A 23,421-nucleotide genomic window follows, 5' to 3' on the forward strand; every position below is an offset into this window, starting at 1 on the left:
AGCCTTGATAAAGGCACGGCTCGTGCACCATCCCCAAAAACAAAATACACGTTTAGATGGTATTTTTCTTGACGGTTTTATGACGCCGCGTTAGGTGTAAGGACAGCCCACACACGCTTATGACGAAAATACGCCGCGCAGATCCACGCGCTTTGGCGATCGGTTTTTTGCGCCTAGGATGGAGATCGATATGCGAAATATCGTCGATATATCAACGGATATGACGCCGCATGCTCATGTCTTGATTCAACAGGGTCAGCTGGCGCTCCATGGCGGATCGCCACGTGTGTTAAGCGACCGGATCACGCCCTGGCCGGCCGCCGAGGACGGACACATATTTCCTCTTAAAGTTGTAATTGATAGTGGTCGGTATCATCGGGTCAATCACCCGGTAGTTGTCGCGCTGGAGCGTCATATATCGGAGTTTGCCGGCGGCCGCAGAGCCCGAGCGGTCGGCAGCGGCACGGCCGCGATCCACATCGCCGTCGACTATTTTAAGTGCCGGGGACAAAAAATCGTCACGGCAGCGCTGAACTGGCCAGGTGCCGTCGGGCCGATCGGCGTTGCGGGCGTGGAGCCTGAATTTGTCGATGTTAATCTCACCGATGCCGGACTGGATGAAGAGGCAAGCCTTGAGCGGATCGATGCGCGAACGGGTTCTGTGTTGATCACCCATTTATTCGGTGGGGCGATAAAAAGCCCGACGCTGCGGCAGACGGCCCGGCGCAAGGGCGTGGCGTTGATCGATGACGTTTGCCAATCGATCGGGGCGCTGCAACCTGTCTGCGGCGTGACGCTCGACAGCGATGCTTTTGCCCTTTCGGGCAATGGCGCCAAACATTTGGGAGCCGGCGAACTTGGCCTTTTGATTACCAACAATGACGATCTGATTGACCATGTCGATCGGGTTTCATTGACCAGTTCGTCGCGCAATGGCGAGCGGTGTTTTTCCCCAGACACGCTCGGCTTAAACTACCGTCCGAATGTGTTTTCGGCCTCGCTTGCCGATGCGCGCCTTTCTGGCATGCAAGATCAGCTCGCAGCCCGCCGCAAAAATGCAGCCAGCCTTTGGCGCATTTTAAGCGATTGCGATGGTCTGGTTCCTGTGTTTGACCCGCATGATGATCAGCATTCCTTCCTCAATGTGCCCCTCAGACTTGATCTTGCAGCACTCGATCTGCCCAAAGGACCGGCCGCACGAGATCTGATTGTCGAGGCGCTTCGCGCAGAAGGCGTGCCGGTCTGGGTGTGGTTGACGAAACCCGTGTTTGAATATCTTCCGGCATTTCGCGGCAAATGGTCGGCAAACCAGTTCCCCAACACAATGATGCTGCTCGATACGATGTTTTACGTGTCGGAGATCGCTCCACCCAATGATCAATCGCTGATGCGCGCTTACGCCGACGCGTTTTGCAAAGTCTGGGCGGCTCTGCCTCAGTTGCGCCCAGCGATACGCCTTTCCGCGTCAGATCGAGGTTGAGATGGGCAAGGCAATCGATGGTTTTCCGCCATTTGACATCGATGCGGTGATCAAATTCGGCGGCAGTCTGACCTTTGATCTTAACGCCACACGGTTGATGATTTTGGAGATCGCCGCCATTGCTGCACGTGGTCATCGGCTGATCATTGTTCCAGGCGGCGGACGCCCCGACAAGGTGATCGAGGCGATTGATCACGATATGCCGCTTGAGGCGCAGACCGCGCATGAGGCGACGGCTTTGGCGCAAGATCAGACTGGACTGATCTTAAGCGATCCTGCCTTTTGCCGATCGCTTCGGGCCTGCCGAACGCTTCGCCAATGCCGTGCAGCCCTTGACCAGCATCTTGTGCCGGTTCTTTTGCCCTTTCGGATTTTGATGGATCTCGATCCGGTTTCGATGAGCTTTGACGTGACATCTGATGCCGTGACTGCGTGGTTTGCCTGGCTTGTCGATGCCCCACGGCTTGCCATCTTAACCAATGTCGACGGCGTGTTTGAGAAAGGCCAGATCGGCATCGGTGATGCCTTGATCCGAAAAATTGCAGCGGATGATCTTATCCGCATGGGCCATACATCGATTGATCGCTGCGCCGTCGCCTTTCTTGCAGACAAGGGCATCGAGGCGGCGGTGATCAACGGGCTGCATCCACAAAGACTGACCGAGTGGCTGAGCGGATCGGCGTTTATCGGCACCCATATTTCCCGTGTCTTTTCAAAAACGAAGGGGGCGCGCGATGTTTGACCAACAGGCGCAAGCGCTGAGCGTTTATGGGCCCGAAGTGATGGTGTCGGGGCTGATGCCATCACTTGACAGGTTTATTTCATCGGCGGGCAACCTGGTTTTATGCCATCGTTTTTATGCGGTGCATGACGCAGGCTCGATCACCGCCTTTTATGATCTTACCGCATCGACATGCGGCGCTCATTTCCCGCTGGTGGTCGATCTTTTCGAGGCGCGACCGTGTTGCGTGTCTCTTTGGGCAAACGGGGATGGCAAAGGTGATGCCCTTTTAAAACTGCAGGCGCTTAAAGGCGCAACACAACCTTGCAACGCTCTTTCGAACACCGTTCGCTCCAGTTTTTGGTGCGATAATCCGGTCACCAACCTCTTGCATGTAAGCGACAGCCATGAGCTTGCCGCAGAGGAATACACGATATTGGAAAGACGGTGGTTGTCGGGATGCGGCAAGCCGGCAGAGGTTCTTCCAAATTCGATCCGCCAAGCTCCTCTTCATAATGGCCTCTTCCAGTTTCTCTTGGCGATGTGCAAGATCGATCCGGTCGCGACGAGGCTTGTTAGTGGTGCTTTTGACCGCAGTCTTTCTCCGCTCCACGACCGCTGTGGCGTCTTGGATCTTGACCAGGATGCGACGCGATGTGCGATCACCCTGATCAGGCGGCTGCTGAGCCTATCGGAAACCGTACCGAATGCGCTGCAGCATCTCATCCATGCTTTTTTGTCGGGTGACGCTGCGTTTTTCGACAGCAATCTTTTCCGTCTCGGCCAGCTACCAGCATGGCAAGTCCTGATGATCAAAAGCGCGCTTTATTCCAACCCGCTCTGGTTGGGCAAGATCACCGATTGCGCCGACCTTCATCAAGCCCGGAGGGCGTCCACACCAGGCTCTGCAAAGGTCCCCATGGGCGCGACGACAAAAGCCACACGAGAAGTGACAACGGGGGCAGCAATGGGTTCGACCGTGGAGGGGATCATCAAGGGGAGATGACGATGGACAACACGATAAGGCAAAGCTCAAGGGATGCGATGGGCATGTCAAACCTGCAAAACGCGATCGTTTTGGTGCTTGCCGCTACGCGGGGACCGACCCAGTTTTTCAGCGGGTCGGTTGTTCTTCGCAACTATCTTCAGCGCCCGGTCGGCGATCTGGACATCCATTGTGTCGGCGCAAACGCCTATGCGTCATGCCTTGTTGCCGATCTTGATCGATTGCAATGGGCTGGCATCGTTGCCGGCTGCGACAACCGATCTGAGAGAGAAACCGAAATCACGTTCCATCGTGGAGATGAAACAAGCACTGTCAATTGGGTGGTCACGGGCGAGCCGCGGTTATGCCAAACGCGTTATGACCAAACGCTTGGATGGCGGGTGGCTGTAGCGGACGCCGTTTTTGAAAAGCTGCTGATGGCGAACAGTACCAGCGACCGTGACAGTGATGAAGGTGAAAGTGAAGGTCAAAGTGACGACCAATCGAAACACTGGAATGATCTTGCCAGCTGCGTCAATGCCGGCATTTGCGGACAAGAGCTGATCCTTTTGGCGGCACATAACCTTGGACCTTTCGCGGTTTTTGCCACCGCAGAGGCGATGATGGACAAGCTCATAACAACCGAAAAGCTAAATCTGGACGCGGCAAGGGTCATCGACTTGGCGCGGTCGTATCTGACGCAGATCGGTAATGTCTGATCGTGATGACGACCATCGGCGCTTTTTACAAATGGGTATTGGCCTTGGTTGTCTGTCGTCGCTTTTAAGTGGCGCGACGATGGTCGCTGCCAAGCAAGTGTCACAAGAGATGGACGGATTGCTGCTGACCACGTTTCGGGTCGGCATCGGGATCTTGTGCGTCTTTCCGTTTGCTGCAAGCGGTTTATGCCGGGTGTCTGTTTCATCGGCGGTCAAGATCATTTTAATCGGCAGCGTCATATCTGGGCTGGTGCCATTGATGATCACAGAAGGGCTGATTTTCACCGATGCCTCGACCACATCTGTGGTGTTGTGCTTGACCCCGATCTTCACACTGGTTGTCGCTCGGGCAAGCGGCCGAGAGATTGCCTCCGGTTGGCGATGGTTAGGGGCGGCAATCGCAGTGCTTGGGCTTGGTATTTGTATGTCGCCCGATTTTTGCTGGGACATGACGGGCATGACATTGAGAATGACCGGAATCGGTCTTCTTTTATCGGCAGCGGTTATCAGTGGGATCTATAATGTCGCGGCGCGGCCTTTGGTCGAAAAAGCCGGCGCCTATGTGGTGACCTGTCTGACCCTGCTGGGGGGATGGATCGTTTTATCTTTATCGATGGTGATCAACAATCAGGACCTCAACCTTTCCGCGGTGATGGGGACGACGGCTTTATTGTTGGTTTTTGTCGGTGGCGGTGGGGCGGCCCAATCGCTGTTATGGCTAATGGCAATGCGCCGAGCGCCATCGGGGCAGATCTCCGTGTTGATGACGCTCAGCCCAATGTCGGCGCTGTTGCTGGAAGCCGGTTTGTTTCATCGCTCGGTTTCGCTTTATGTGGCAGTCGGCGGTGCGGTGATCATCAGCGGGGCGATTTTGGCGTTGAGTGCCAATGGCCAATTGACGGGAAGACAGAAACGCCGAACCGATCAGCGGTGTTTCTCTGATAATGACCGATCCGTTTACCGTTGATTGGTCGAACCTCTCCACTCTCCGGTTCACGGCGAAAGCCAAGCCGATTATATATTTCGGGTGCGCCGCGCATGTCGATCAGCGCTCAAACATGATGTGGTACGAAAGTGGTGACAATGAATTCTCAACGCTCTGTCTTGCCGATGATCCGGGCGCATATGCCGCAACTTCCCATGGCGCTCCGGCGGATCGGCAAATATGTGGTCGAAAATCCCGACCTGATCGTCAAGCAGACGGCAGATCAGGTTGCCACCTTGTCGGGAAGCGGCAAGGCAAGTGTCGTGCGGTTTTGCCACCTGATCGGGTTTGAAGGTTTTCAGGATTTCAAATTTGCCCTTGCCGGAGAACTTGCGACCCGACCGGTGCAGGCCTCAGACACTCCTTCTGCCAGCCGTCAATTGTCGCAACAGTTGAGCGAAACGCTTTCGGGCGCGTTGCGGGACAATGCGACTTTGCTTGATTACGCCAATGTCGAGACATTGGCTGTCCGTCTGATTGAGGCCAGACGCGTGGATATCTATGGTGCAGGTGCGTCGGGAATTCTGGCGGGACTGTTGGCGATGCGGCTGCTTCGGCTTGGTATCATGGCGTTTGCTTTCAGTGATCCTAAAATTGGCGCCGAGATGGCACACGGGCTTGATGATCGCTGTGTTGCGATCGGCCTTTCGGAGACCGGCATTACGGCCGAGACGGTTCAGGCATTACGCCGCGCGCGCAGTGGCGGGGTGTTTACGGCAGCGATTACGGCAAGACCCGACAGTCCGATCGTCGCCCAAGCGCAAACGGTTCTTCTCGCCGCGGCTGCTGAAACACCGTTGACGGGCGGGGCCTTGACGGTCGCTTTCACCCAGCTTTTTGTCATTGAGGTTCTCGTGTCGGCCGTTGCGATCGAAATCAACCGCCGAACAGGGTCTACAAAGACCTGACGCAGACCATGCTGGACGATCATAAGCGCGCGCGTCTTGGATTACGACGGACAAAGTGCCATTAAAAACTCGTCACAATAGCTGTCGCCAATCTTCAAAGCGCGCGGTTCGCGGCCATATTCGCGAAAACCGAGATCGACATAAAGGCGATAGGCAGAGGGGTTGTCCGTGGATACGGTCAAGCGGAATTCGCTTACGGTCTTTTGAGCCTCATTTATGAGCGCGGCCAATAGGCGACGTGCCAGGCCTTTGCCGCGAGTGTCAGGGGCAAGATAAACGCCCCAAACCATCCCCTTGTGCCGGGTTTTTAACAGCGGTTCTTGAGAGACGGCCGCGATGCCCTTTAATGTCGCCCCTTGGAAAACACCGAAAACGATATTGGTGGCAAGGCGGTGTTTAAAAAAGGCGGTTGGTTTTTCGAATTCTTCCTCGAAGGAAAAGCCGAAATGGCGTGGTGTGGTCTGCAGGCCTTCAAGCCGCACTGACCTGAATTGATCCACGTCATCGACAGTTAATTGGCGGATGGAAAATGGCAGGGGCATTTGCACAAACTTCCGGTGAGAGACTTGGTTGTCGCAAAGTTTAGAGCCAATGCGGGCCACCAAAAATAGAGTCAAAATTCCACATCAGGCACCTCATGGCGGATCAATGGTCCATCATGGGGAAAATTTTTTAAAGTCGGTTTCGTCGATGCCATCGGACAACACCTCGTCCAACAAAACGGGCCGGCCTTCGGTGATGCTTTTGATCGTCGCCTGGATCATTGCGGTGACAATCAAGCCATCGCGGCCGGTTGCCTCATGTTCTTCACCCGATTGGATACAGTCGATGAAATATTTGATCGGCTCATATTGGAAACCCCATGCCTTGCCGTAACGGGTCAAAGCTTCTGAAGAAAATGGCGTATGGAAGCGATCGGTATAGACCCATAAATTGGGTTCGTTGCGCAGATCAAGGCCGCCTTCGGTTCCATAAAAGGTCAGCCGCTGGTCAACAACATTGGAGTAAGATTCGGGCAGGATCCAGGAGCTTTCCAGGGTAAAAACAGCATCGTTTTCGAAGGTGAACATGGCCTGGATTGTGTCGAAACAATCGATACCGCTGGCGCTCAGGACGCCTTTTGATCCTTTGGCGTAAACCTCACGCGGTTCGGACTGGAGGAGCCAGCGAACAATGTCTGCCATATGCGGCATAAGGAACCATTCAGGACCCGATCGCGCGCCCCAGCCCAACATTTTGGTCGGCACCCAGATTGTGTCACTCAAACGGGCATAACCCATGACCGGTTTTCCCAAGCGACCAGTCTCAATATAGGATTTTGCGCTCATAAAAAGCGGGTGCCAGCGCGCATGGAAATCAACCATGAGGCGCCCTCCCCCTGCCTGTGCTGCGGCAAGGATCGCATTTGCATCGGCAACCGTGGTTGCGATCGGTTTTTCGATCAGCACATGTTTTTTCGCCAGCAAAGCGGCAACGGCTGGATCACGATGCAGATGGTCCGGGGTGGCGATGGTGACGGCCTCGATATCGGAGGACAAAACCGCATCAAGGTCTGTCGACCAATCGCAACCGAAACGCTCGCCGGCTGCTCTTGCCCGCGTCTCATCGAGATCGCAAATGACACAAAGCTCGGCTGATGGGTGCGATTTTAATGCCAAAGCGTGATTGGCCCCCCATATACCGGCCCCGACAATGGCGGTTTTGACCGGTTTTTCCTTAAACGACATGCTGGTCTTCTCCTTTTGTGTTCGGGCAGGATTTCGCGTTATGCGCAGATGGTCGACAATTTCGGTCAGGTCGAAGATGATCGCATCGGCACCGGCCTCTTTAAGGCGGTCTGGATGTGTCGGGCCGCAATGGCTGCCACCGCAAAAACCAATCACATACATTCCCGCGCGCACGGCTGCCGTGACACCGGCTACGCTGTCTTCAACAACCACGACGTCTTCCGGATCGACCTGCATTTTATCTGCGGCGTAAAGGAAGATGTCGGGGGCGGGTTTGCCATTTTCGACCATAACGGCGCTGAAAATATGCGGCTCAAAGAGCGGCAGAAGATTGGTCGTTGCAAGATTACGCCGCAGCTTGTCTGGAGCACTGCTGGAGGCAATACAGATCGGCATGTCGAGATTTTCAATCAGCCTCGCTACTCCTTTGATCGGGCGCAGCGCCGAGCGAAAGACCAGTTCGGTTTGACGTTTGACCCGCCCTTCCAGATCTGGTGGAAGCTCAAAATCGTAATCTGCGCGCAAGATGCGCGCCATTTCGGTAAAATTGATGCCGCTGAAGCGCAGGATGACCTCGTTTAAGGTGATGCCGCAGCCGACCGACTGCAGCGCATCACACAGGATCTGGCATCCGAGATATTCGCTGTCGATCAAAACACCATCGCAGTCGAAGATGATGAGCTTCAAGTGCCGGGACGACAGTGCCATCAGTGTCAAACTCCCTTGGAGATCGCCAGAACGGGATGGGTCAAAGCCTCGACCTTAAAGACCAAAACCCCATCACGATCGATTGCGGCAATGTCGAACTGCGGTGCCATGGCGACGAAGCTGACATCGCTATTTTCGAGATCGGGTACGATATGGTGGCCGGTCCCTGAGGAGACGGAAAAGGGAATGCCATCCCATTGTCCCGACATGGCAACATGGGCATGGCCGCAAAAAATATGGCGGACACGACCATGCGCCGTGAGAAGGCGCATGACCGGATCCGGATCGGCAAGCAGCATTTTATCGAAATGCGGCAATCCTAGAGATCTGAACGGATAGTGGGTGAAGACGACGACATCCCTGTCGCGTGCCCCCTCGAGCACGCCCGATAACCAGGAGAGCCGACGATCGCACAACCGCCCTTGCGGGGCACCTTTTTCGAGCGTGTCGAGATAGATGATCCGCAGCCCGAAAAAATCGTCAAACCCTTGAACAAATCCATTGGGATCAACGATCGCCTCGGGGAATACGGAGCGGAAAACATCGCGATCGTCATGGTTGCCAAGCATGAGACGTGTGGGGATTGGGAAGGCCGCCAATCTCTGTTGCAACAGCCGATAGGCCTGGCTTTCCGCACCATCGGCAAGGTCGCCACTGATCACGCATAATCGCGCCGCGGAAAAGTCTTTTTCGATTTTCTGCAGGACCTGATCGAGCCGTTTCATCGGATCGATGTCGAACAAGGTTTGGCCGGGGCAAACGAGATGCGGATCGGTGACGTGTGCGATGATCATGGCAAAAGCCGCCGGTTCACTTTGGCAACATGGCGCGCGTCTCTTGCGCCATGCGTGACAGGGTTTGGTCCGCGTCAGCGCCTTCGGCAATCCGCGTCATCCCGTCGACGAGGTTTCGGGCAATTTTCACCCCGTTTTGGCCAGGCCAGGGAGCCCATTTGCGGGCCAGCGCAATTTGGCTCGAACTTGTCTGCCAATTGGGATGTTTTTCGAAATAATCGCCGAGAAAAGCAGGCTCCAAAGCCAATGTGTTGGCGGGCATGTAACCGGTGGCCTTTGCAACGATGGTTTGACCGATCGGACCAGTGGCAAACATCAGATAGTCATAGGCTGCTTTCTGCTTGTTTTTGTCGGTGGTGATAATCACGCCGGCCATTCCACCCGTTGGCACGCCGGCCTGTTGCGGATTGGCGAGTGGCATCTTTGTTGTCTGCATGACGAATTTTCCGCCAATCTGACTTTCAAAGGTGCTGATGATGGATGGCGAGGTGAAATAGATACCAAGTGTTCCGGCGGCGAATTGTTGTCTGGCGGCCCGTTGTTCAATCGGCTTTTGTCCGGCCTCGGTGAAAAACCGCTTGTAGAGATGGAAGGCGGCTTTGCCTTGAGGGCCATCAAAGGCGACATCCTTGCCGTCGGCTGACATCAGCTCACCGCCCTGATTGTAGATCAGGTTCTGGAACATCCAGTCGTCGGTCCCGACATCGTAATACATCCCGTCTATCCCGGCGCCCAGGCCATCGATCGCATGGGCAAGAGCGATCACCCCGTCCCAGTCGGTCGGAAGTTTCTGGGGATCACCACCGGCCTGTTTGACGAGGTCGAGATTGTAAAACACAATCGGTGTCGAGGTCGCATAAGCGAGCGCATATTGAACCCCGTTAACCTGCCCAAGCGACAACAGCCGTTGCGAATAACCAAGGCTTGTCAGGTTTTGATCGGCCAAAAACGGCGTCAACGGTACGGCAAGATTTTTGGCCGCCAAGTCGGGGACCTTTTGCAGGCCCGATAACACGATGTCTGGCAGGTCTTTGGTGATCGACTGGCGCAAGACCGTTTGTAAGGCCTCGTCATAATCGGGTGCTGCGGCGCGGAAGCTAATCTTCACATCCGGATTTTGTGCCATAAAGGCATCGGCAACCGCCTGGTGGAAGGCCTGGTGGGAGGGATAGGCGTATTGGATCGCCAATTTGGTCTCGGCGAAGGCGGAACTTGCAAACACGAAAGATGCAAGAGCTGCTGGAATGAGGCTGCGATACTGCATGTCAGTGACCTCTTTTTTGGGTGGTTATTTCAGACCGGTGACCGTCAGTCCCCGGATGAACTGGGCTTGTGCAAACAAGAAGGCGAGTACGAGGGGGGCAATCACAATGGTGCCGGCCGCCATCAGTGCGCCGATATTTCCGCCGGCCTGGCTTGATTGGCGAAACATCATCAAACCGAGTGGTGGCGTGGCAAGGTTCGGATCGGTGACGACGATCAGCGGCCAATAAAGGTCGTTCCAATGGGCGATCACCGAAAATATCGAAAAAGCGGCAATCGCTGGAAAGGCACTTGGGACAACGATCAGCCAAACGATACCGAGCTCGGAATAGCCGTCGAGCCTTGCCGCCTCGATGATCTCGTGGGGAAAGGTCTTGAAATACTGACGCAGCAGAAAAATACAAAAAACCGAGATCGAAAACGGCATGATGAGGCCGGTGTAACTGTTGAGCATGCCGAAATAGGCAAAGGCGATATAGATCGGCAGAGCCGGGACCTGGATTGGGATCATCAATCCCAAAAGCACCAAACCCATCAGCAGAGAGCTTCCCCGAAAGGGGATTTTGGCCAAAGCGTAAGCGCAGGGCGCCGCGATGATCACCTGGATGATCAAGATGGCTAAGGACACAAACGTGCCATTGAGCATGAGCCTCAACAAAGGTGCCTGGGTGAACGCGGCGATATAATTGTCCGTGCCGCCCCATTTGGTCGGCAAGAACTGGAAATCGGCCAAAAACACCTCATCCGGCGTTTTGATGGAGGTCAACACCATCCAGATGAAGGGGGTCAACATGAAGACAGCCCCAAGGCCCAGGATCAGGTGTGCAAAAGCGCTTTTGATGCGTGAGCGACGGCGGATCATGAATAATGCACCCTTTTATCACCCAGCCGCATTTGCACGATGATCAAAGTGACGGTTGCGGCCAAAAAAACGACGGTGAGCGCCGAGGCATATCCGGTGCGGAAATACTGGAAGGCTTCCAGATAGATCGAAAAGAGGATGACCTCTGTCGATTTGTCCGGTCCACCTTGGGTGATCACGGCAACCAGTTCGAACACCCGGATTGCGTTAATGGCGCTTGTCAGTGTGACGAACAGGGTGGTTGGTCCCAGCAAAGGCCAGGTGACGACAAAAAAACGGTCCAAGCCACCTTCTGCGCCATCGAGTGCGGCGGCCTCGTCGATTTCTTTGGGTATGGCGGCAAGGCCTGCGAGAAATAAGATGAGATTAAAACCAACGGATTGCCAGATACCGATGATCGCCAGGGAGATCATCGCCCAGTCTGGATCTGACAAAAACCGAATAGGAGCGATGCCAATGGCGCCGAGGAGATGATTGGCAAGGCCGATATTGGGGTGGAGAATGAATTCCCAGACCGTTGCCATGGCAACCAGGGTGGCGGTCACCGGAAGAAAATAGGCTATCTTGTAAAACCGCGTGAACCGGCTGCGTCGCTCGATCAGCAATGCGGCAAAAAGAGCGATCAGGATCGATCCGGGGACAACCAGCACGACATAAAAGGCAGTGTTGCGGATCGACAGCCAGAATGCCCTGTCGTTGATCATGTCGCCATAGTTGGAAAGGCCGACGAGATGAAACGACGGCATGCCGAGCTCATAATCGGTGAAGGATAAAAACAGCACCATCCCCGAGGGGATCAGAAGGAACGCCAGGAGCAGCAGTGTGGCGGGCAGGACCAGAACATAAAGCGTGTACCAACTATATTGCCTGACCGGTTGTTCAAGGGCTGTGATGGTCATCATGCCACCGCCCTCGTCTTGAGGGTGATACGCGCACCATCGGCCGCAAAGAGAAACAGTTTCGTTGTGTCGAACCGCAATCGAACGGTTTGATCGGGACAAAGATTAGTGGCAGTGGTCGGGTCTATTCTTGCGATAATCGGCGCCTTCACGTGCTCTGTCGCAATATGCGCGAAGGCTTCGGCCCCAAACCGCTCGCAATAGATAAGTCGACCCGACAGGTCAGCATGATCGCGTGCGGATGCCAGGCTGCAGGCTTCTGGCCTGAACCCGACGATGGAATTGTCTGTCGCATGAGCGTCCTTGACGCCGATTTGACGTGCCCAGATCGTGTTGGCAAGCGCAGAAAACGGCAGCGTGTTTAGTCCCGGATTGGAAATGAAGCGTGCCACGGTCAGGTGCTGAGGGTTGTCGTAGACCTCATCGGGCGCACCGACTTGAAGGATTTCGCCGGCAGACATGACAGCAATGCGGCTGGACATGGTCATTGCCTCTGCCTGGTCGTGGGTCACATAAATGAGTGTGACACCCAGCCTGCGATGGAGCTGTACAAGTTCGCTGCGCATATGAACACGCAGTTGCGCGTCGAGATTGGAAAGCGGTTCATCGAGAAGAAATACGCGTGGTTTGCGGACGATGGCACGCCCAAGAGCCACCCTTTGTCTCTGCCCACCTGAAAGCTGCGCGGGTTTTCGAGACAAAAGCTGATCTATTCCAAGCGCTCTGGCGGCGGCTTCAACATCCTGGCCGATCTGATCCAAGATGCCGGTGGTCTTGGGCAAACACGCGCCGATGATCGGAAGGCGCTGGGCGAGCGACAGGCGGCGCATTCTCAACGGCACCGCCATATTTTGCGCGACCGTCAGATGCGGATAAAGCGCGTAGTTTTGAAACACCATCGCCACGTCCCTCTGGCTCGGTGGCATGTCGGTTATCAATCGGCCAGCAATTTTGATCGCACCGCTTGTTGCCGTTTCAAGCCCGGCGATCAGGCGCAAAAGCGTCGATTTCCCACAGCCCGAAGGCCCGACCAATGTCAGGAATTCTCCAGGACGAACCGACAGATTTATGCCTTTGAGGATGTGTTGCGTGCCGAATTGTTTCACCAGGCCGAGTGCCTCGATTGCGGCATTGTCCAAATCACTCACGCTGCCCCTCCAGAATTAAAGTCCGCATATCGTCCATATAGTGGACCATGGTTCCATTTTTATGACAAGCGTTAATTTTTGATAAGGCCTTGGTTTATCTGACATTGTATCTTCTTTTGAGCCGCAGAGCCGCTACAATGTTCTTTTTACGTTCTCATTTTCGTCTGCGGATTAATCGCTGAAATTGAAACGCTGGAGCATGCGCCTTTAAATACACGCCTGGATTTCATCCGTTAAAATTGCTTTTTTTCCTGCCGCAACCGTTGCGACCTGGGATTGGCCGCCCTTTTGCCAAGTTTGCTGGCGACGATCATCGTTTGGCGCGCCAAGGGAAGGATCAACGGATTAGATAGGCCGTGTGACCAGCGGCTTTGGCACCGCAGACGCGACGTGCACGCACGCGTGGCCGCGTTTCAAACGCTTTCGGCAAAAGCGCTGCAGGAGATCTAAGACGTCGCATCGTTTCGGCAGTCAGCGGGCAGCAACGCGGCAAGCTTGTTTGGACCTGCCTCAGATGCGCACACTCACCCTCGATCGAAACACCGACAGTCCCGCATCGCAACATTTCCTTCATAACACGGGGAAGAAATGGGGCAATTGCATCATCTGACCTTGGCGATTAACCCTCCGTTATCCAGCAGGTTCGCATTGTCATTCCATCAAAACAAAAAGCCGAAACGGGCAAATCGATGCGAAATTTAATCGGCTGGGTGAAGCGACGGCAGGAGCGTGTAGTGGTCGCGCCGTCATCCCGCCGACGGATCGCGCTGGGCGATACACCTCCCCCCTATCCCATTTATGCAATCGGGGACGTCCATGGTTGCCTCAAAGAATTGCGCGAGGCGGAGGCTCGAATTGCAAAAGATGTCGCTCGTAACGCACGACCGGGCCTTGTCATTTTGTTGGGCGACTATGTCGACCGGGGGCCGAAATCGGCCCAAGTTCTTGAGCACCTCATTCAGCCAAGTGCAATCGGGTTGAGACGGGTGGCGCTTTGTGGGAACCATGACGATATATTCGGCAAGTTCATTGCCGAGCCGGAGCTTTACATGGAATGGCTTGACATGGGCGGCCAGCAGACGCTGACCTCCTATGGGATCAATGTTCACCATTTTGATCTGAGGCGGCCAGGACGTGAGGGGCTCAAACCGATCCTCTCAAATGCTATTCCAGCAAGACATATCGACTTTCTGTCGAACCTACCGATCTCTCTGTCAATCGGGGATATGGTGTTTGTTCACGCAGGCCTGCGCCCCAAAATCAGCTTTAATGAGCAGGCCGATGAAGACCTGATGTGGATCCGTGAGCCATTTTTGTCGTCCGGTTGGGGTGGACCGGGGCTGGTTGTTCACGGCCACACACCCTCTCCGACCCCAAATATCGGACCGGGGCGGGTCGGTATCGATACGGGCGCATTTTACACCGGAAAGCTGACCGTTCTGAAGATAGACGGTGGCGAAAAAAGCTTCATCTGATTAATGATCGCAGCGGGTGATACAATGAGATGACCATCGTCAATCCGCTTTCTGGACACTGCCATCTGGAGTGGGGGAACCCACGTTAAATCGCCTAACCACGCTCCGGCATCGGTCTGAGCGAGATCACGATTATCGACCCGAACGACGATCGTAGTCGGGCATACGAGCGGGCGACAATTCGCTAGCGACTTTCAAATCACCAAAACTTTTGGTTGCATTAACCTCAGCCTTACGTCACATTTGCATGTATAAGGGACGACGGGGGAGATTAAAATGGCAACCGTCAAACATCCAAGCGAGATCGACGTTCAAGTTGGTTTAAAAATCAGGTTCCGCCGAAAATTATTGAGATTAACCCAAACGCAATTGGCAGAAGGGTTGGGCGTAACCTTTCAGCAGGTTCAAAAATACGAACGCGGTACCAACCGCGTTGGCGCCAGCCGCCTTTTGATGCTGGCCAACATTTTGCAAGTAAAGCCTGCTTTCTTTTTTGATCAAGACCGCAATGTCGGCGCGTCAGGCGCAGTCACCATTCTCAACGACCCCTATGGTCTCACATCATTTCTGGCAACAAAAGACGGGCTAGAGATTAATCGCGCTTTCGCAAATATTCGAAATCCCAAGACACGTCGATCGATCGTCGCTCTGGCCGCCGCATTGGCCGACAGCGCTGAAGACGCCACCGATTTCCCGAGCAATTAGCAAGACACAGGCCTTCCAAAACTATCACGCCGATCTGTAGAGGCTGATGAACAATGGCTTATCATCTGCAAACAATGGGCCAATTGCGCCTTCTTGATAAGGCCGGTCATCGCGTTGTTTTCCCCGAAAAGGGCCTTTTGATCCTGGCATTCCTATTTACCGAAGATGTAAGCGAGACCTCACGGCGACGACTGGCGGGCCTCTTATGGGCCGATAGTCCTGCAGAAACCGCTTTTTCCAATTTACGCCAGACGATTTTACGGATTTCGGCGCGCCAGACGCAGGCTGGCACCCATGTTTTGACGTTTCTTGCGAACTCGGTGGGCTTGGACAAACATCAGATCAGTTGTGATTTTACGATCATTCAGGAGCGTCATACCGCACATAGTCCGTTTTTTGATCTTCAATGCATCCTTGATGTTTTCTCCGGTGCTTTCCTGGAACATATTGATGTGGCCAGCGGCCCGTTATCCCTCTGGCGCGATCTCCAAAGACGCAAGGCGAATAACCGTCTTGCCGATGCCATCGCTTCCTGTTTACCGCTTGCCAAAACGATCGAAGAAAACAGGCTGATCAAAGACGCCACCCGACATTTATTCCAACATGATCCTGGCAATGCCACGGCCCAACTCCTGCATAACTCGTGCGATCCCGGCACGTCACTCAGCGTGTTGCAATGTTTGTTCGATCTGAACAAACCCGATGATGGGCATGGTGCAATATCAGCGGTCCGCGCCGCCCGCCAGATCTTCGATACGCAATACAGCCAGGCCAAGATGTCGGATAAGCCAGTGTTTGGAGAGGTATATGCGGGGCCTTTGCCGCGGGTCGCGCTGCTCCCGCCTGAGGTCATCCCTCACGCTCGTGACGCAGTGATTGCACAGTCTCTGGTTGAAGATATTACGATTGCGCTGGCGGCGTCGCGCGATCTTCAGGTGATGGCTCCTTATACATCAGCAAAGATTGGAATTGCGTCCGACAAGGCAATTCTTTTTGAGAAACATCGCATCTCCTACGTCATGGACACGCGTCATTCGACGGACGGGACGCAGCCATGTCTTTTCGTGCAGCTTATCCATTTTGCCAATGATGAGGTCATCTGGGCCGAACGCGTTCCGCTTGGAGACACAACGCTTGCCATTAGGCGTGGGGATCTTGCCTTGCGGCTTTCGGTCACGATAACCGATCAGATTGGCCGAGCCGAGCGAACACGAGAATATTTCGAACGCTCGCCCAAGGCCTATTATCATTACCTTCTTGGACAACGTTACCTTGGCCATTTGACATTGCCGAACCTGAGGCGAGCGCGGCGTGAATTTCGGGCTGCCCTTGGGCAGGCTGTGGACTTTGCTCCGGCATTAAGCGGTATTGCACGGACCCTGACCAAAGAATGGCTGTTGACGGCACGCGGGGATCAAGACCTCTTAAAAGCTGCCGAAAGCCATGCAAGCCAAGCGATCAAGCTGGGCCAGGACCTTCCCGCAGGTTACAGAGAGTTCGGTGTTGCCCGGCTCCTTCGCGGCGCCATCGACGAAAGTGTTGACGCACTCAATCTAGCCGAGGCGATGAGCCCGCATTATGCCGATGTGATCGCGGATCTGGCTGACACACTCGTTCACGCATCGCGTCCCCAGCGTGCGCTCGAAAAGATCAAATCTGCCATCGATCTTAATCCGATCAGCCCGGATTCTTACCTCTGGACTGCCGCTGGCGCATCCTATTGCTTGCAGCATTATGACGATGCTCTCGGTTATGTCGGCCAGATGCAAGACAATCAGCTCGCAACGCGTCTGGCCGCGGCATCATGGGCGATGCTGGGCAATAGCAAAAAGGCAACGAGCCTGGTTGCCAAAGCGCGTGAAACCCATCCGGATTTTGACCTCGAACGATGGCTTTCTGTCGTGCCCATGCAAGAGCAATGGCAGAAGGATCATTACCGGGAAGGACTACGAAAAGCAGGATTCTAGAGCTTTTACCGCCAGCAAAGGAGAAAACCGATGGCGCAAGTCGTGGTGATAGGAAAACAGGGTGATGACAATCTTTGGATTGCCGATTTCGACAATGGGACATTGGCGCCCATGTCGGCTGCAATGACCGGCACATTCAAAGATATCAACGCTCAAAGGGCATCCGGTTCGGGGCCAATCACGGGTATAGATTTCGCCGTTCCGATGTCGGCAACGACCGCCGTTGCTGCCGGCCATCTTGACGGCTGACTTCAAAGATTGGTCGATCCGTGATTGCCAGGGCGCCGATATCTTACAGTGACCGCAGTTTGGCACCCTCTGAAACGTGGGAGCGGATAAAACCGCTCCTGCTCCCTTTGGGGATTACAAGATTGTCTCGTTTGACAGGACTGGATCGCATCGGGATCCCGGTCTGGAATGCCGTGACGCCGAACGCGAAATCAATTGTGATCAGCCAGGGCAAGGGCATTGAGGATATCGATGCGAAGGTTTCCGCAGCAATGGAAGCGATTGAAAGAGCGGTTGCGGGTGCGCCCCTCATCAAGACTGTGAGGGCCACACGAAGTGACCTCTTGGCTCAGGGATTGCGGGCTTTTGCGCTCGACGACCTTATTGCGCGGGGGGCCCGCGATATTTCAGACGAAGACATGATCGATTGGGTTGAAGCCTATGATTTTGGACAGGATGAGATCTGTCTGCTTCCCTATCACGCTGTGGCCTTGGACCGGACCTCAACTGAACCGCGATTTTGGCAATCCTCAGACGGGCTTGCTTCGGGCAATAATCGAGACGAGGCGATATTGCACGGTCTTCTGGAGCGCATTGAGCGGGATGCCTATACGCTTTGGCAACTCACGCCGCTGCATTTGCGCCGCGCGATTGATCCAGCAAGCCTTGACGATCCGGTGATTGACGCGCTCGTCGCAAAAATTACCGCGGCGGGCTTCGTGATCAGGCTGTTCGACATGACAACCGATCTTGATGTGCCCTGTTTCACCGCGTTACTTGCACCCGCCAATTTTGCCGACAGACGCGCGATAAAGTTTTTCGAAATCAACATGGGCAGTGGCGCCCACCCGATTGCCACACGCGCCGCGATCCGGGCGATTACCGAAGCGGCACAATCAAGAATGACCTTTGTCAGTGGGGCGCGCGACGATATCCCTGACAGCGCATTTGAGCAGGCTTGTCCCCATGAAACGCTGGCTTGTTTGACCCTTGCGACGGGTGCTTTGTCCTTGCGCGCGCAATTGGTCGGTGCAACCGTGCCTTTTTATCTGTCGTGGGTGATGGGAAAACTGAAGGACGTCGGCATCACGGCAGTCTTTTCGGTCGAAATCAGTGGCACACGATTGCCGGTGTCGGTCGTCAAGGTGATCGTTCCGGCGCTCGAAAACCCGGAGGGCGACCGCAAACGGCGTTTTGGCCAGCGGGCTTTGGCGCATGTGTTGGCCATCCGATGAAGGTGATTTTTGTCGGCCCAAGCCTGCCGGATGCAGCCGACCACGTGACGGGTTCGGTTGAGGTGAGGCCGCCTGCAAAAAAAGGGGATATATTGCGCGCCGTCAATGACGGTGCCACCGCGATTGGGCTGATCGATGGGTATTTCGAGCAGACCGCTCCTGTTTGGCACAAGGAGATCATTTACGCGCTGTCGCGTGACATCGCCGTTCTCGGCGCCGCAAGCATGGGTGCCCTGCGCGCAGTTGAATGTGCGCCGTTTGGGATGATTGGCATCGGTGCGATCTTCGAACGGTTTTCGGCCGAGCACTCTCTTGATGATGCCGATGTTGCTCAACTTCATGGCCCCTTGGAGAGCCAATATCTCGCGTTGTCCGAGCCTCTGGTCAATGTGATCTTTACGCTTGAAATGTTGCTTGATGATGGGACGGTGACCGCCTGGGAAGCCGATGCGCTGATCAAACGAGCGCAAACCATCTATTTCAAGGATCGCAGTTGGCGGCGGGTCATCTCGTCCGCCGACATCCCAGCGTGCCGTCGCGCCTATCTGTCTTCGATCATTTCGCACCGTAAGATCAACCAGAAGCGAACCGACGCATTACAACTCGTGGGTCTTTTGATCGACGGGCCAGAACCTGTACCCGGCCGAAAAGCTTGGACCTTTCATGCGACATCTCAGTGGAGAGGTCTCACATCATCTGATTGAACGATCCAGTGCGAAACAGTGAAAAGCTGCGTCACGCTGCTGTCACGGCTCAGCGTGATCAAAGCGTGATAAGGTCGCAAGATTGCATATTGGGGAGAGAAATATGCTGCGACCATCGAAAACCTCAGCCAGCAATCTATCCGCGGTCGATATCGAGGAACTGGCCTCACTGGCACGGCTCGTCCTTTTTGCCCGTCAAGCTGCGAGAGATCTTGGGGTGGAATTTCCTGCCTATCTTCTCGATCTTTCCTATGCCGCAGTCGTCCAGGAAATCGGCGAACACGGTGGCACGATATTGCTGCCGGGGCTTGAAATCGACGGCAAGCATAGAGCGATGAACTAGGCGCGTTCTGATCGGAACACTGGTAAACCCAGCCGGACCAAATTCACGTTTCGCCACAACCCTATCCCGCGACCACGGACAGGAGGATAGCGAAAGACAGGCACGCGCCCTCCCCGTTTTCGCTGTCACGGCACGCCATCGGCCGTCGCTTAATCCTAAGCTTCCCCAGCAAAATGCGGCGGGCCACACTTACCGATACTCAATCATATTTTTACTTGAAAACTCGCGAAAGTTGATATCAAGTACGATAACAACAAAAAAAACAATTTTTGATTGTGCTTCTGTACACAAATCCCGTGACCTTTTTGGGGAAGTCCAAGGCTAATGGTGTTTGTCTCTGATAAAGCTGGCGACGCCTACAGTCGTCTCAAAGAGGCGCTGCTTCGACACGAGCTTGCCCCTGGAACCTTCATCAACATCCGCACACTTGCAACCCAGATGCGCGTTAGCCCCACTCCCGTGCGCGAAGCACTCATCCGGCTTGCCGATGAGGAGATCATCCAGTTCTCTTTTGGGAGAGGCTATTATTTAAAAGCAATGAAGGCTGACGAGGTGAAAGCCGATTACGAAATGGCGTTTATGATTGCGAAATATTCGATCGAAAAACACAAGATCGCCTTTGACCGTATTTCGTCTTTTCCTCCTCACCCGATCACCAGCGGTCCGACCGACACGTTAGCCGATAATTCGCAAGAGGCTGAAGATGCCGCGCATTGTCTCGAGACACTTTATGAGAGGCTAGCGATGATTTCTGGCAATGCAAAGCTGGTCAAACTGACACGCCAGTTTAGCGAACGCACCCATCACATACGGCGGTTTGCACTATCGAACGAACCGGAAATGGTCGACTTCTTCACCAATATGGCGCGGGTCGAGGACTTTTTGATCGCAGGCGACCATGCCTCGGCGTTGGCTGAATTCGTGCATCAGCACCATGCGAAAGATAAGGTCTTCTGGCATGTGCTTCATGAGTTCGAGCTACGCGCGGAGGCAAGCAGGTCGCTCTTGGAAGATCTGCTGGAACGAGGATAATTGGGCCATATCGACGACGATTGTGCTGGCCCGTTTTTTTAGGGGGGCGATTTGGTCGGCTCGCAATCCCGTCTTACGAGCCAACAGGGGATGTGGAAGATTGTCACTGCGTCACGCGAGTATGCCCGACAGACCTAAACCATTGTGAGGTGAGCACCGGGCGCAAAAGACGCCCGGTGTTTTGTTTTCACGACGCCAAATCAAACCGATCGGCATTCATCACCTTGACCCATGCCGACACGAAATCCCGAACGAATTTCTCCTTGGCATCGGACTGGGCGTAGATTTCGGCGATCGCACGCAACTGCGAATGCGAACCGAAAATCAGGTCGACACGCGTTGCGGTCCATTTTGGTTCGCCGGACGTTCGGTCGCGGCCTTCATAGACACCCTTTTCACCTGCCTTTGGCGTCCATACCGTGGCCATATCGAGGAGGTTGACGAAGAAGTCGTTGGTCAGCGTCTCGGGTCTTGCGGTGAACACACCGTGTTCCGGTGCGCCGACCTTCAGAACCCGCAGACCGCCCAGAAGTGCGGTCATCTGCGGTGCCGTCAGCGTCAGCAACTGGGCACGATCGACCAGTGCTTCCTCTGCCTGCATGAACTGGATGCGTTTGTCATTGACGTAATTGCGGAACGCATCAACGCGCGGTTCCAGAGCTGCGAAGGAGGCCGTGTCGGTCTGCTCCTGCGACGCATCCGTGCGGCCCGGCGTGAAGGGAACGACAACACTGTGTCCGGCAGCCTTCGCCGCCTTTTCCACACCTGCGGCACCGGCAAGCACGATCAAGTCGGCGAGCGAGATCTTCCTGGCTCCTGCGTGCGCCGTATTGAAGTCATGCTGCAGACCTTCCAGCACGGAGAGCACCTTGGCCAGCTGTGCCGGCTGGTTTGCTTCCCAGTTCTTCTGCGGCTCGAGGCGGATACGGGCACCATTGGCACCGCCGCGCTTGTCCGATCCGCGGAAGCTCGAGGCGGATGCCCAGGCGGTGGACACCAGTTCCTGGGCGGACAGACCCGTTGCCAGCACCTTTTCCTTGAGATTTGCGATATCCGCGTCATCGACCAGCGGATGGTCAACGGCCGGAACGACATCCTGCCAGATCAGGTCTTCGGCCGGCACTTCCGGACCGAGGTAACGAACCTTCGGCCCCATGTCGCGATGGGTGAGCTTGAACCAGGCACGGGCGAAAGCATCGGCAAATTCTGCCGGGTTCTCGTAGAAACGACGGGAGATCTTCTCGTAGGCGGGATCGACACGAAGCGCCAGATCGGAGGTCAGCATGGTCGGCCGGTGTTTCTGCGACGCATCGAAGGCATCCGGCACGGACGCGGCGGCATCCTTGGCCACCCACTGATGGGCACCGGCCGGGCTCTTTGTCAGTTCCCACTCGAAACCGAAGAGGTTTTCGAAGAAATAATTGCTCCACCGGGTCGGCGTCTGCGACCAGGTGACTTCCAGGCCGCTGCCGATCGCATCGCGGCCTGTGCCGCTGTTAAATGTGCTTGCCCAGCCAAGCCCCTGGGCTTCCAGCTCGCCGCCTTCTGGATCGATACCGACAAACGAGGCGTCGCCCGCACCATGGGTCTTGCCGAATGTGTGGCCGCCGGCGATCAACGCAACGGTCTCTTCGTCATTCATTGCCATGCGGGCGAAGGTGTCGCGGATGTCGCGGGCCGAGGCAAGCGGGTCGGGATTGCCGTTCGGGCCTTCCGGATTGACATAGATGAGCCCCATCTGGACGGCGCCGAGCGGTTCTGCCAGTTCGCGTTCGCCGCTATAACGTTCGTCACCGAGCCAGGTACCTTCCGGCCCCCAATACAGCTCTTCCGGTTCCCAGACGTCGGCGCGGCCGCCGGCAAAACCGAAGGTCTTAAAGCCCATGGATTCAAGCGCGACATTGCCGGTCAGGATCATCAGGTCGGCCCAGGAAATCTTGTTGCCGTATTTCTGCTTGATCGGCCACAAGAGGCGGCGAGCCTTGTCGAGATTGACATTGTCAGGCCAGCTGTTGAGTGGGGCAAACCGCTGCTGGCCCATACCGGCGCCACCGCGGCCATCGGTGATGCGATAGGTGCCGGCCGAGTGCCAGGCCATACGAATGAACAGGCCGCCGTAATGGCCGAAATCTGCCGGCCACCAATCCTGGCTGTCCGTCATCAAAGCGTGCAGGTCCTGCTTGACCGCATCAAGATCTAGCGTCTTGAACTCTTCGGCATAATCGAACCCTTTGCCCATCGGGTCGGAAAGCGACGAATGGCCATGAAGGATCTGGACATTCAGCTGGTTCGGCCACCATTCGCGGTTGTTGCGTCCGCGTGGTGTGGCACCGTGTGCAACGGGACACTTGCCAGTGTTTTCGCTCGATTTAGCATCCATGACGTTCTCCTTCCGATTGATGATCTCTGTTGTGTGGTAACGATGGCGGACAGAAACCGCCGTACCCGCCGCCACTGATTTTTTCCCATGAGGTTAAGCTGGTGCATATCCTCTCGTCGGCAAATCAAATATCGCCAAACGGCCATAGTTTTA

The 23,421-nt window shown here is 55.2% G+C and carries 22 protein-coding genes; 14 read left to right on the forward strand and 8 right to left on the reverse strand.

Annotation, left to right across the window (positions count from 1 at the left end):
• The first annotated feature begins 190 nt into the window (after nucleotides 1-190).
• The 6 genes from AC2GXZ_RS19950 to AC2GXZ_RS19975 all read left to right on the forward strand — a co-directional run bounded on the left by AC2GXZ_RS19950 (nucleotide 191) and on the right by AC2GXZ_RS19975 (nucleotide 5,798).
• The gene (locus AC2GXZ_RS19950; protein WP_483760956.1) at nucleotides 191-1,480 is read left to right on the forward strand and encodes a DegT/DnrJ/EryC1/StrS family aminotransferase; all 1,290 of its coding nucleotides are present in this window, start codon (nucleotides 191-193) and stop codon (nucleotides 1,478-1,480) included.
• A 1-nt stretch (nucleotide 1,481) separates the two neighbouring features.
• A complete protein-coding gene (locus AC2GXZ_RS19955; RefSeq protein WP_483760957.1) occupies nucleotides 1,482-2,222 on the forward strand; it encodes an amino acid kinase family protein in 741 nt (246 codons plus the stop codon).
• Complete coding sequence (locus AC2GXZ_RS19960) at nucleotides 2,215-3,207, forward strand: nucleoside-diphosphate kinase (protein ID WP_483760958.1); 993 nt, start codon at nucleotides 2,215-2,217, stop codon at nucleotides 3,205-3,207. Before AC2GXZ_RS19955 ends, AC2GXZ_RS19960 begins: the two co-directional genes overlap by 8 nt.
• 2 nt (nucleotides 3,208-3,209) lie before the next feature.
• Nucleotides 3,210-3,905, forward strand: coding sequence for a hypothetical protein (locus tag AC2GXZ_RS19965; protein WP_483760959.1), 696 nt, complete (start codon nucleotides 3,210-3,212; stop codon nucleotides 3,903-3,905).
• Nucleotides 3,898-4,872, forward strand: coding sequence for a DMT family transporter (locus AC2GXZ_RS19970; RefSeq protein ID WP_483760960.1), 975 nt, complete (start codon nucleotides 3,898-3,900; stop codon nucleotides 4,870-4,872). The genes AC2GXZ_RS19965 and AC2GXZ_RS19970 overlap by 8 nt, the downstream gene beginning before the upstream one ends.
• Before the next feature lie 116 nt (nucleotides 4,873-4,988).
• Nucleotides 4,989-5,798 (forward strand): MurR/RpiR family transcriptional regulator, encoded by an 810-nt coding sequence (locus AC2GXZ_RS19975; protein ID WP_483760961.1) that lies wholly within the window; start codon nucleotides 4,989-4,991, stop codon nucleotides 5,796-5,798.
• A 41-nt stretch (nucleotides 5,799-5,839) separates the two neighbouring features.
• Here the strand turns inward: AC2GXZ_RS19975 and AC2GXZ_RS19980 are convergent, their stop codons facing one another.
• From AC2GXZ_RS19980 to AC2GXZ_RS20010, 7 genes are all read right to left on the reverse strand, one after another.
• A complete protein-coding gene (locus AC2GXZ_RS19980; protein ID WP_483760962.1) occupies nucleotides 5,840-6,340 on the reverse strand; it encodes an N-acetyltransferase family protein in 501 nt (166 codons plus the stop codon).
• A 114-nt stretch (nucleotides 6,341-6,454) separates the two neighbouring features.
• Nucleotides 6,455-8,233 carry an HAD-IA family hydrolase gene (locus AC2GXZ_RS19985; RefSeq protein WP_483760963.1) on the reverse strand — a complete coding sequence of 593 codons (1,779 nt, stop codon included), beginning with the start codon at nucleotides 8,231-8,233 and terminating at the stop codon, nucleotides 6,455-6,457.
• Nucleotides 8,234-8,238: 5 nt separating this feature from the next.
• Nucleotides 8,239-9,027, reverse strand: coding sequence for a phosphodiesterase (locus AC2GXZ_RS19990; protein ID WP_483760964.1), 789 nt, complete (start codon nucleotides 9,025-9,027; stop codon nucleotides 8,239-8,241).
• Between the two features lie 16 nt (nucleotides 9,028-9,043).
• On the reverse strand, nucleotides 9,044-10,291 hold the full coding sequence (locus tag AC2GXZ_RS19995) for an ABC transporter substrate-binding protein (protein WP_483760965.1): 1,248 nt from the start codon (nucleotides 10,289-10,291) through the stop codon (nucleotides 9,044-9,046).
• Between the two features lie 24 nt (nucleotides 10,292-10,315).
• Nucleotides 10,316-11,152, reverse strand: coding sequence for a carbohydrate ABC transporter permease (locus AC2GXZ_RS20000; protein WP_483760966.1), 837 nt, complete (start codon nucleotides 11,150-11,152; stop codon nucleotides 10,316-10,318).
• A complete protein-coding gene (locus AC2GXZ_RS20005) occupies nucleotides 11,149-12,054 on the reverse strand; it encodes a carbohydrate ABC transporter permease (protein WP_483760967.1) in 906 nt (301 codons plus the stop codon). The genes AC2GXZ_RS20000 and AC2GXZ_RS20005 overlap by 4 nt, the downstream gene beginning before the upstream one ends.
• Complete coding sequence (locus AC2GXZ_RS20010; protein ID WP_483760968.1) at nucleotides 12,051-13,199, reverse strand: ABC transporter ATP-binding protein; 1,149 nt, start codon at nucleotides 13,197-13,199, stop codon at nucleotides 12,051-12,053. Before AC2GXZ_RS20010 ends, AC2GXZ_RS20005 begins: the two co-directional genes overlap by 4 nt.
• Before the next feature lie 689 nt (nucleotides 13,200-13,888).
• Here AC2GXZ_RS20010 and AC2GXZ_RS20015 point away from each other — a divergent pair.
• From AC2GXZ_RS20015 to AC2GXZ_RS20050, 8 genes are all read left to right on the forward strand, one after another.
• Nucleotides 13,889-14,674, forward strand: a complete 786-nt coding sequence (locus AC2GXZ_RS20015; protein ID WP_483760969.1) for a metallophosphoesterase family protein — start codon at nucleotides 13,889-13,891, stop codon at nucleotides 14,672-14,674.
• 276 nt (nucleotides 14,675-14,950) lie between these two features.
• Nucleotides 14,951-15,379 (forward strand): helix-turn-helix domain-containing protein, encoded by a 429-nt coding sequence (locus tag AC2GXZ_RS20020; RefSeq protein ID WP_483760970.1) that lies wholly within the window; start codon nucleotides 14,951-14,953, stop codon nucleotides 15,377-15,379.
• Between the two features lie 53 nt (nucleotides 15,380-15,432).
• A complete protein-coding gene (locus tag AC2GXZ_RS20025) occupies nucleotides 15,433-17,346 on the forward strand; it encodes a hypothetical protein (RefSeq protein ID WP_483760971.1) in 1,914 nt (637 codons plus the stop codon).
• A 30-nt stretch (nucleotides 17,347-17,376) separates the two neighbouring features.
• Nucleotides 17,377-17,595 carry a hypothetical protein gene (locus AC2GXZ_RS20030; RefSeq protein WP_483760972.1) on the forward strand — a complete coding sequence of 73 codons (219 nt, stop codon included), beginning with the start codon at nucleotides 17,377-17,379 and terminating at the stop codon, nucleotides 17,593-17,595.
• Nucleotides 17,596-17,615: 20 nt separating this feature from the next.
• Complete coding sequence (locus AC2GXZ_RS20035) at nucleotides 17,616-18,809, forward strand: YcaO-like family protein (RefSeq protein ID WP_483760973.1); 1,194 nt, start codon at nucleotides 17,616-17,618, stop codon at nucleotides 18,807-18,809.
• On the forward strand, nucleotides 18,806-19,513 hold the full coding sequence (locus tag AC2GXZ_RS20040; protein WP_483760974.1) for a TfuA-like protein: 708 nt from the start codon (nucleotides 18,806-18,808) through the stop codon (nucleotides 19,511-19,513). Before AC2GXZ_RS20035 ends, AC2GXZ_RS20040 begins: the two co-directional genes overlap by 4 nt.
• Nucleotides 19,514-19,616: 103 nt before the next feature.
• Nucleotides 19,617-19,856, forward strand: coding sequence for a hypothetical protein (locus AC2GXZ_RS20045; protein WP_483760975.1), 240 nt, complete (start codon nucleotides 19,617-19,619; stop codon nucleotides 19,854-19,856).
• A gap of 324 nt (nucleotides 19,857-20,180) precedes the next feature.
• Nucleotides 20,181-20,888, forward strand: coding sequence for a GntR family transcriptional regulator (locus AC2GXZ_RS20050; RefSeq protein ID WP_483760976.1), 708 nt, complete (start codon nucleotides 20,181-20,183; stop codon nucleotides 20,886-20,888).
• A gap of 187 nt (nucleotides 20,889-21,075) precedes the next feature.
• Here AC2GXZ_RS20050 and katG read toward each other — a convergent pair whose 3' ends face one another.
• Nucleotides 21,076-23,268 carry a catalase/peroxidase HPI gene (gene katG / locus AC2GXZ_RS20055; protein ID WP_483760977.1) on the reverse strand — a complete coding sequence of 731 codons (2,193 nt, stop codon included), beginning with the start codon at nucleotides 23,266-23,268 and terminating at the stop codon, nucleotides 21,076-21,078.
• Between the last annotated feature and the right edge of the window lie 153 nt (nucleotides 23,269-23,421).

This window comes from Aliirhizobium sp. YIM B11859, from assembly GCF_057163345.1.